The organism is Gemmatimonadota bacterium, assembly GCA_009838845.1.
In the GTDB taxonomy this organism is placed as follows: Bacteria; Latescibacterota; UBA2968; order UBA2968; family UBA2968; genus VXRD01.
Genome location: VXRD01000128.1, coordinates 1 through 8,189, shown reverse-complemented (window position 1 = coordinate 8,189; position 8,189 = coordinate 1). Strand labels below are relative to the sequence as shown.

8 protein-coding genes are annotated in these 8,189 nt (G+C 47.6%); 3 read left to right on the top strand and 5 right to left on the bottom strand.

Going from position 1 to position 8,189, the window contains the following annotated elements; all coding sequences use genetic code 11:
- Positions 1-361: 361 nt before the first annotated feature.
- Together F4Y39_18175 and F4Y39_18170 are read right to left on the bottom strand one after the other, a co-directional pair.
- Positions 362-721 carry an NYN domain-containing protein gene (locus F4Y39_18175; GenBank protein MYC15655.1) on the bottom strand — a complete coding sequence of 120 codons (360 nt, stop codon included), beginning with the start codon at positions 719-721 and terminating at the stop codon, positions 362-364.
- Positions 722-795: 74 nt separating this feature from the next.
- Positions 796-1,224 carry a hypothetical protein gene (locus F4Y39_18170; protein ID MYC15654.1) on the bottom strand — a complete coding sequence of 143 codons (429 nt, stop codon included), beginning with the start codon at positions 1,222-1,224 and terminating at the stop codon, positions 796-798.
- Positions 1,225-1,687: 463 nt separating this feature from the next.
- On the opposite strand from F4Y39_18170, the gene F4Y39_18165 reads away from it, so the two are divergent.
- Both F4Y39_18165 and F4Y39_18160 read left to right on the top strand, forming a co-directional pair.
- Positions 1,688-1,957, top strand: coding sequence for a DUF433 domain-containing protein (locus tag F4Y39_18165; GenBank protein ID MYC15653.1), 270 nt, complete (start codon positions 1,688-1,690; stop codon positions 1,955-1,957).
- The gene (locus tag F4Y39_18160; GenBank protein MYC15652.1) at positions 1,958-2,296 is read left to right on the top strand and encodes a hypothetical protein; all 339 of its coding nucleotides are present in this window, start codon (positions 1,958-1,960) and stop codon (positions 2,294-2,296) included.
- Positions 2,297-3,406: 1,110 nt separating this feature from the next.
- Here the strand turns inward: F4Y39_18160 and F4Y39_18155 are convergent.
- Together F4Y39_18155 and F4Y39_18150 are read right to left on the bottom strand one after the other, a co-directional pair.
- On the bottom strand, positions 3,407-4,846 hold the full coding sequence (locus tag F4Y39_18155) for a sulfatase (GenBank protein MYC15651.1): 1,440 nt from the start codon (positions 4,844-4,846) through the stop codon (positions 3,407-3,409).
- Positions 4,847-4,967: 121 nt separating this feature from the next.
- Positions 4,968-6,764, bottom strand: coding sequence for a DUF1800 domain-containing protein (locus F4Y39_18150; protein MYC15650.1), 1,797 nt, complete (start codon positions 6,762-6,764; stop codon positions 4,968-4,970).
- A 142-nt stretch (positions 6,765-6,906) separates the two neighbouring features.
- Between F4Y39_18150 and F4Y39_18145 the strand changes: the two genes are divergently transcribed.
- Complete coding sequence (locus tag F4Y39_18145; protein MYC15649.1) at positions 6,907-7,188, top strand: hypothetical protein; 282 nt, start codon at positions 6,907-6,909, stop codon at positions 7,186-7,188.
- Here F4Y39_18145 and F4Y39_18140 read toward each other — a convergent pair.
- Positions 7,004-8,167, bottom strand: coding sequence for a hypothetical protein (locus F4Y39_18140; GenBank protein ID MYC15648.1), 1,164 nt, complete (start codon positions 8,165-8,167; stop codon positions 7,004-7,006). The genes F4Y39_18145 and F4Y39_18140 overlap by 185 nt on opposite strands.
- Between the last annotated feature and the right edge of the window lie 22 nt (positions 8,168-8,189).

Genomic DNA, 8,189 nt, shown 5'->3' with positions numbered 1-8,189 from the left:
TATAGCGGCGTTCAATTTCAGCCAAAGGCACGACTTCTCGGTCGGTAAAAACAGGAGTGATGGATGGGGAAGTGGTCCCATACAGTAAAAAGTTCAGTGAGTGCATCAGTAGGGCAATTTCATTTTTAAAAGGCCGTAAATTTTGCTGTAGATGAACAGCACTTACGGCCTTTTGTTTTACCTCAGGTTCCTGAGTCTAAAAATGTTAAGTAGCACCTCCGTTCATAGCCGTTTATGCAGGTCGTGCTATTTATCGTCCGTCCGAGTGCGTTCTATTCCGAGCAATTTGAGCCACTGGTAGTTGCAATGCCCTTAAGCCAGGCTGGGGATTATGTAGAATAGTGCCGAAAGGTTAGAGGCTTTATTTCCATTCTGGTGGTCTGTGAAAAGTGCCATTCGCATCAGTCAATGTATTAGGCAGTTGACTAAGTGAGAGAACACCAGGTCTAATTTGACGTATAAACGAGGCATATTTTAGAAGCGTTTGTGATTTTCGGAGTTTATATCGAGTGCCAGTACGCGGATCAATCGCACCCGCAGGGAATACAACACCTACTTTCAAGTTTATATCTTGAGTCACAATGCGGATAGCCTCCCCTAAGTCGGAGTCGTTTGATACCACAATAGCAACCTCATAATCCTTGTTATGAGCATCGTTTAATAGGTGAACAGCAAGGTTGACATCTGATCCTTTTTCTTCCGTATAGACATTTGTTTTCATTAAATCTCCAAAATGCAGAAGCCGTATAGAACTCTATACGGCTTCGCGCCCTGCTCCCGAAGCAACAGGGGTGGTTAATTATTTACAAATTCAACTATTTTTGACACTTTGTCAACGTTCAATTGTAATTTGTCAAAACCTTTGGCAAGACGCATATGACGTTGTATTGATCTGGGGTCTTTAAACCCCATTCTTTTTAATTTTTTCTCCCAATCGCCATGTCCGAAAAGTAATTGATTTCGAGATTTTAGTTCTCCAAAAGTCACACCGATATTGTAACACTCTAAAACTGATCGTTGTCTTATTCCCCCGTCGAGTGCGACGTAAATTTTCTTTGCGAAATCGTGTAGTTCTATAACGTTAAGTTGTTCAAGGTCGGAAGTTCTAATCTTCTCATTCCAGTTCGGTTTGGGCACACGCTTCATAATCTTAATAACCTTGTAGTCGCCATCAACGCGAACTGAAGGTGCGAATGTCTGCGTGTTCTTTGTTGCTGTTGCCATGTTACTGCCTCCTTGTTGGAGTTGAAGTTTGTGGGCGTGATTGCCCTTTCACCTCCATATAGCAGTTTGTGGTCAAATTTGCCCTTTTTTTGTAAGCATAGAAATTTTTTATATTTATTTGGAAAGAATTATCCACCGCCGCAAATCCGACAATTTGTCGGATTTGACATCAATCATAGGCTTGAAACACAAGCCCTTAATACTTCACCTAAGCGGGACAACGCCATAACTACGATAGAAGTTTATCAGCGTCCATAAAAGAAGGATGGTATAACCCATACTGGTCGATCCTTAGCCGGTAGAGTAGGCGATTTACGGCATAGGTGGTGAGCAGGAGGATGAGGGCGGCGCGTTGACAAAACATGCAGAACTGAATATACTGTCTTTGTCACCTGGGGCTTTTTACATACTTCGGGTAGGTAATGAGGTTGCAGAGACCAGAGTCTAAAAGAGGAGACGCGCTATGAAAAATAAGAATCCAATTTGGGAGGATCGCATCGTCACTGACCCATTGATTCTGGCCGGGAAACCAACAATAAAAGGCACTCGGATTTCAGTGGAACTGATCATGGAATTGCTGGACGGGGGGCGCAGCGAAGCCGATATCATTCGCAGGTATTCGCACATTACTCTGAAAGATATCCAGGCCTGTCGGGAGTACGCCGCCACTGGTGCTAAGCTGTCCAATGTAACCTGGGCGGATATTGATGCGATTATGGATGGCAAACGATAGATGAGAATACTGGCTGATGAAAATATATTAGATCAGGTTGTCATCCGGCTACGTACTGCAGGCCATGATGTGCGATGGGCGATGGAAACTGACCGGGGTGAAGCAGACCTCAACCTGCTGGAATTGGCAACGCGGGAAAGACGTGCGCTGATAACTTATGACAAGGACTTTGGAGACCTTGTGCATCGTGACGGTATGTCCGCCCCTCACGGCGTCATGTTGTTTCGTATTCATAGCGATGTGCCAGACACAGTGGAAGCCGAGTTTGTCGCCAGTAGTGTTATGGCTTGGGATAGTTTGCCACCTGGCATCTGGACGATTCAGATACGGCATCAGTGAAGCCGTTCCCTCTCAAACGCAGGCAGGTCCATTTGTGCCTCTGGTAGAGATTGAACCACATGGTCAACGCCACTATCTACGACCAGAGTGCGCTAATAAACTGGTAATGTGCTTCCAATGCCGGTCCCGTTTGACGTACATAGGCTCTTGATAGATCAGGCAAAAGACTAACTCCTGATAAAACACCTCTCAAAAAAATCCAAACTGGATCTTATGTTATTGATTAATAAATAGTTATATAAAAACATCCGTATATGGCCTATAATCCATATAAGGTTGACATCTGATCCTTTTTCTTCCGTTCTCCAAATTTCCGCAGTATTTGGTCCTTTGGGGAAAGGCGTCACCAGTGGCATTCGGACTTTGCTGGTCAAAAAGTGACCTTCAATAATCTCAATGTTCGGATCAGCGAGAACAGGTATGCCTTCACCTGGCTCCTATTCCATTGGGAGTCCTTGGATATAGTCCATATTCATAACATCCTGCCTTGCTTTATAAACTGGGAAGAAGTGGCGAAGTTTCAGGCGTCGTTAGAAATGCCAGCTAAAAGGATGTTTATGCTTCATGTCCCTGATGTTGGTGCTTCCCCCCTCTTTAGGCTTAAATCCGACTCCAGTTTATCTGCCTGATGCGTGGACAATCCGAACGCTACAGCAGACAATGCACCATCTGAGGTGCGATAATAAATAGTAAGTATCGTTGGGCGAGGAATTGGCGTAGGGCTACGGTCCACTACTACAGTCTCGGGTTCAATAAGTAATGGCTGGTTCATGTTTTACTCCTCCATTTCGTGTGTAATGCCCCGGTGGTATGGGAATTTTTAGTCGTTCACAGGCCTGCTGGTTGGGGAAGATCTACACGACATCGGCACATCTTTTGATCTCACGTTTGTGGTCTTTTTCGATCTTTCGCATCCCCTTTTGCCACCTTTCCCAAAACATAATTATTTCCAAAAATTCTGGAATGTATTTAGAGGGGAGACAGAAGTATGCCTAAACTATCTGTTTCCCCTGGCCGGACTGTGAAATGGGTGAGATTTGTCCGGCACAATTTCTAATAAATCCTACATGGACATTTTGCAATCTTTTACGTCACTACTTGAGTTAATAATCAAAAATATTGGGCTTTCTCATATAGGGATACTTGATCTCTTTCATTGTTGAGCAATTCGTACTCCATATCATAATACGGATTGGGTTCGTTGGGGATAATGGCTTTTGTATCGCGTTGCCAATTTTTGAGATCCTTCAAAAGTTCAGCGGCTTTTTCGGGATGATCAGTGGCAAGATCATTTTGCTCCCCAATGTCATCTGCAATATTGTAAAGTTCCACACTACCGGTATCAAACCGCTCAATCAGTTTCCAATCACTCTTGCGGATGGCTCCCGAAGGCACAGTACGCCAACCCGTACCCTGGCCTGCGCGACCACCCCGCAAGGGCGTGATATTTTGGCAATCAGATCCACCAAGATACAGAGGGAAGTGCCAGTACAGGGTATCGCGTTCAAGGGATGTTGCGCCAGAGAAAAGAGGAACCAGACTTTCACCATCAACGGGTTGGTGCTCAGGAAGTGTACCGGAGGTAACTTCAGCAAGGGTAGGCATAAAGTCGATACCGTAGATCGGCACATCGCATGTTGTGCCCGCAGGAATGACACCAGGCCAACGCATGCAGGTAGATACGCGGATACCGCCTTCGTAAAGCGCGCCTTTGCCACCGCGTAACGGATCCATATTGGTGTATTTGGCTATGCCACCATGATCGGCTGAGAAGATGACAAGCGTGTTGTCTGCAAGGCAGAGATCGTCAAGCGTTTGCATCACGCGACCCACGCTTTCATCAACGCTTTCAACCATAGCCCCATAAGGCGGGTTGGGATGCTCGGCTTTCTCGTAGGCGGCAATTTTATCAGCTTTGGCTAAAATGGGGGCATGCAGTGCCCAGTGGGCGAGATAAAGAAAAAAAGGGCCATCCCGATTGTCTTGAATAAATTGAACAGCTTCGTCGGTGAGCCGATCTGTGAGATACTCACCTTCGGGACCATCGCGCATAGCAGGATTTTTATAAGGGCTAAAATGGCGTCCCATGCGCTGGTGACCACCAACATTGTGATCAAAGCCTTTAGATATGGGTCCCGCTTCAGGATCATTGCCAAGTTGCCATTTGCCGATAGCACCACAAGTGTATCCTGCAGATTTGAGCACTTGCGGTATGCAAGTGACATCGGGTTTGAGAGCTATTGGATAATTAGAAGGAAAGCCTTCTAAGTCGGCATCGCGAGCAGGCGTTATCAATTTCATCAGCCGAACATCGCCTTTAGATGCACCACCAGGTGTATAGATCTCATGGCGCGGTGTGTACATGCCCGACATAATACTGGCACGGGAAGGCGCGCAATTAGGCCCACAAGAATACGTCTGCGGAAAAATCATGCCACCGTGAGCAAGGCGATCAATATTCGGCGTTTTATGCGTCTTACAACCCAGAAAGCCAACATCGCGCCATCCCATGTCCGATATGAGAATAAAGACAATATTGGGTGATGTCATAAGGACCTCCTTTGCATAACCGGTGGTTTTGATGGCTCAATAGGACGAATAATCTTTCTGCGGGCGGGCGTCAATCTCGCCACCAACTCATCGGAATATTCATACGTCGCTTCAATACCTTTCATCGGTATTGAAATTCTGGCGACCCTATCAACATACTGATTACCTGAACGTCTTTGCGTTCGGCATCTGCAGGAACTGTCTTTTTAACCTCTGACGCAATGGCACTGGTATCCTGTGCTGGCAACAGCAACTTGCTATACATCGCCAATGCCTCATCTGTTGTCAGGCCAGCGCTATCCTTTGGCAATTGCTTCAGTGTCACCCCGTTAATACGACCAGTGGCGAGATGAATACCAAAATTTATTCGCGCAATCAGCGTACCCGAATTTGCCCACGACTCGGCATAATCCGGAAAACCCGTAGGCTGCAAATAACCATATAACGGCTCGCCCATGCGGTCAAACCAGCGCATCAGCGGCTGTGCATTCTTCACATCGGCTTCCAGCGCGCGAAGAGAACTCACCACTACTTCTAACGGCGACTTCATCTTGCTGCGCTTCTTCGCCTCTGCCCAAAACACGCGGGACTGCGCCAGCGTAGCCATCACAGCAGCGATATCCCCATCGGTTTTGGTAAAGGTTTCTGCCATCTCATCAATAAGATCATCTGACGGCTCATCGTTTACAAACCGACGCGCCAGCTTGGTCGAAATAAAACGCGCGGTTGAAGGGTGCTTAGACAGCATATCCAGAACGCGCTCGCCCTCTTCTATACCACCACCTGCCGGGAACTGCTCACCTAACACCACCTTGGCCTTGTCGTCGTGCCAGTCTTTGTGAAATAAAAATTCGCCCTGACGAATGACTTTTTTCTTTCCAGTTGCGATTTGCTTCTCGAGATTTTTTCGCACATTTTTCGAATTGTTATAAGGCATCGCAGCCCATCCGGTCAACACGCGTGCAACCTCGGTAACATCCTGCTGCGTGTACCCACCATCCACGCCCAGGGTGTGTAACTCCATCAACTCGCGGGCATAATTCTCATTCAAACCATACTTGCGTTTTGGAGGTGTATTTGGCTCCGCAACAGCCTTTGCCATCTCACCACCCATCATCTCGCCGCTCATCATACCACCGTCCATATCGCCATCCATACCCATCTCGCCCGATGCCACCTCCTTCTCAGGCTCTGCCTGCTCCCGTTTCGATGGCGGCGCCATGCGCGACTGTGCATTGTCCAGATAATACAACATCGCCGGATGCTTCGCCGTCGCTCCCAAAATCACGCGGAACTTGCCCAGCACATTGGGACGAATCGCATCGCGCTCATAGGAAAGCGCGCGATTGCGCACCGCACCATCACTCGTGGTCACATTGAAGTGATTGAACCAGAAATCCGTCAGTACCTCAACGAGCTGATTCTCGCTATACACCGCCCGCATCACTTTCTGCCCCCGAATCTCCCGACTGGCAAGCATGCCATAGGAACGCAACCCGTGCTTCTTGCGATACGCGCTTGTCTTTTCATTCATCTCTTTGCGAGACGTCTTTGCGGCGGGATCGATCAATCCCTCTTTCTCCATCATACTTTGAACCAGACCATTTCGCACATAGATTGCCTGCATTTCAGCCGGCGTCAGTTTCAACGCGGGAAACGCTTCCAACCTTTTGTCCAACTCAGCATCTGGCAAATTGCCAGCCAACTGCTGAGCCAGCCACTTCTCGGGATCCATCTTCGCCACTCTTTCCACTTCACCTGGCCGCGCACCAAAGGCAAAGCGCTCCAAAAGATACGCTGCCGCCTGTTCCTTACTCAGCCCCTCTGCCTTGTAGGGCAGTTGCAAATCGGCATTCGCCGGAGCTACCTCAAGCAACGCACTCCAGCACAAAACAGCGAGTACAACGCGCAATATCATAGCAACCCTCCTTGAAAAATTCCCAAAGGGAATGACCTCTTTGAATATGGTTCTATGTGGACTTGACCGTTTCGAAAGATCACAGAAGCCTTGTGTGGAACCTCTTTTTTAAAGTCTCAGGGTCTCCGATCTATGTCAAGACCTGGATGCAGATATCAAATCCTGGCGTGAGCGACCGCTTGAACAAGCCTACCCTTATCTGATCATTGATGCGACCTATCTCCACATCCGTGTGCGTCCTATTGCGAACAAGTTGGACCGCCGTGGTCTTCAATGCCCTGTAGCCACGCCTGGAAGGCTGCATCAGACGGCGCACATAGACCTCCATCACTCCAAAAGTGAAAGCCCTGTAGATTTGTCAGTCCGGTCAGACTTTGAGGCAATGCACCACTCAATTGATTGCCAGCAAGCCAAAGTCCAGTGAGATTGGATAAGTTGCCCAATTCTGATGGAAACTCCCCACTCAACTGATTCTCGCTAAGATTCAGGTTTCTAAGATTGGTCAGGTTGCCCAATTCCGCGGGAATCTCTCCGCTCAACTGATTGTCCCAAAGCTCCAGGGCTTCGAGGTTGGATAAGTTGCCCAATTCTGATGGAAGCTCTCCTGTCAGATTATTCCGTTCAAGGTCCAGGTACCCAAGATTGGACAAGTTGCCCAATTCTGTTGGGATCGCGCCACTCAACTGATTACCGCCAAGATTCAGGTAAGTGAGATTAGTGAGGTTGCCCAATTCTGGTGGGATCTCTCCAGTCAACTGATTATCGTGAAGACTCAGTTGAGTGAGATTAGTGAGGTTGCCCAATTCTGGTGGGATTGAGCCACTTAACGTATGAATCAGGGGAAGATGCAGTTCGGTGAGATTAGTGAGGTTGCCCAATTCTGGTGGAATTTCACCACTCAACGGATTGGCACCAAGATCCAGGTAAGTGAGGTTGGACAGGTGGCATAATTCGGGAGGAATCGTTCCTCTCAGATTATTTTCCCATAGGTACAATGCTGTCACTGAACCATCAGAAACGCCGACGCCATACCATGTAGAAATGTCGTTGTCCGTGAGCCAATTGTCATTATTCGTCCAATTGGCACCATCTGTTGCATTATACAGAGCCACCAATACATCGCGCTGTGACGGTGGAGCCACTTCTTGACCAAAGAAATCGAGAAAGATTAAAAAATCTGATACGCCAATCTCTCCATTCCTATCCAGATCATATCGCGCTTCATACTTCTCATCGCCTTGACGCGATCCGAACGTATCTATAAACAACAAAAAGTCGGGAACACCTACTTCCCCATTCCCATCAAAGTCCGCAGAAGCAGCGGTATTGGCAGTGGGTTGTCCCACAAATAGCAATACCGCAAGGGCGGTGGTCATAAGTATGCATCCTTTTTTTAAACCCATTTTCCAGACGCCTTTAATTGTT

What these genes read in the sequence shown, in the direction of transcription:
- F4Y39_18170 (MYC15654.1), bottom strand. Translation starts at nt 1,224, where the DNA reads ATGGCAACAGCAACAAAGAACACGCAGACATTCGCACCTTCAGTTCGC.
- F4Y39_18140 (MYC15648.1), bottom strand. Translation starts at nt 8,167, where the DNA reads ATGGGTTTAAAAAAAGGATGCATACTTATGACCACCGCCCTTGCGGTA.
- F4Y39_18160 (MYC15652.1), top strand. Translation starts at nt 1,958, where the DNA reads ATGAGAATACTGGCTGATGAAAATATATTAGATCAGGTTGTCATCCGG.
- F4Y39_18155 (MYC15651.1), bottom strand. Translation starts at nt 4,846, where the DNA reads ATGACATCACCCAATATTGTCTTTATTCTCATATCGGACATGGGATGG.
- F4Y39_18175 (MYC15655.1), bottom strand. Translation starts at nt 721, where the DNA reads ATGAAAACAAATGTCTATACGGAAGAAAAAGGATCAGATGTCAACCTT.
- F4Y39_18150 (MYC15650.1), bottom strand. Translation starts at nt 6,764, where the DNA reads ATGATATTGCGCGTTGTACTCGCTGTTTTGTGCTGGAGTGCGTTGCTT.
- F4Y39_18165 (MYC15653.1), top strand. Translation starts at nt 1,688, where the DNA reads ATGAAAAATAAGAATCCAATTTGGGAGGATCGCATCGTCACTGACCCA.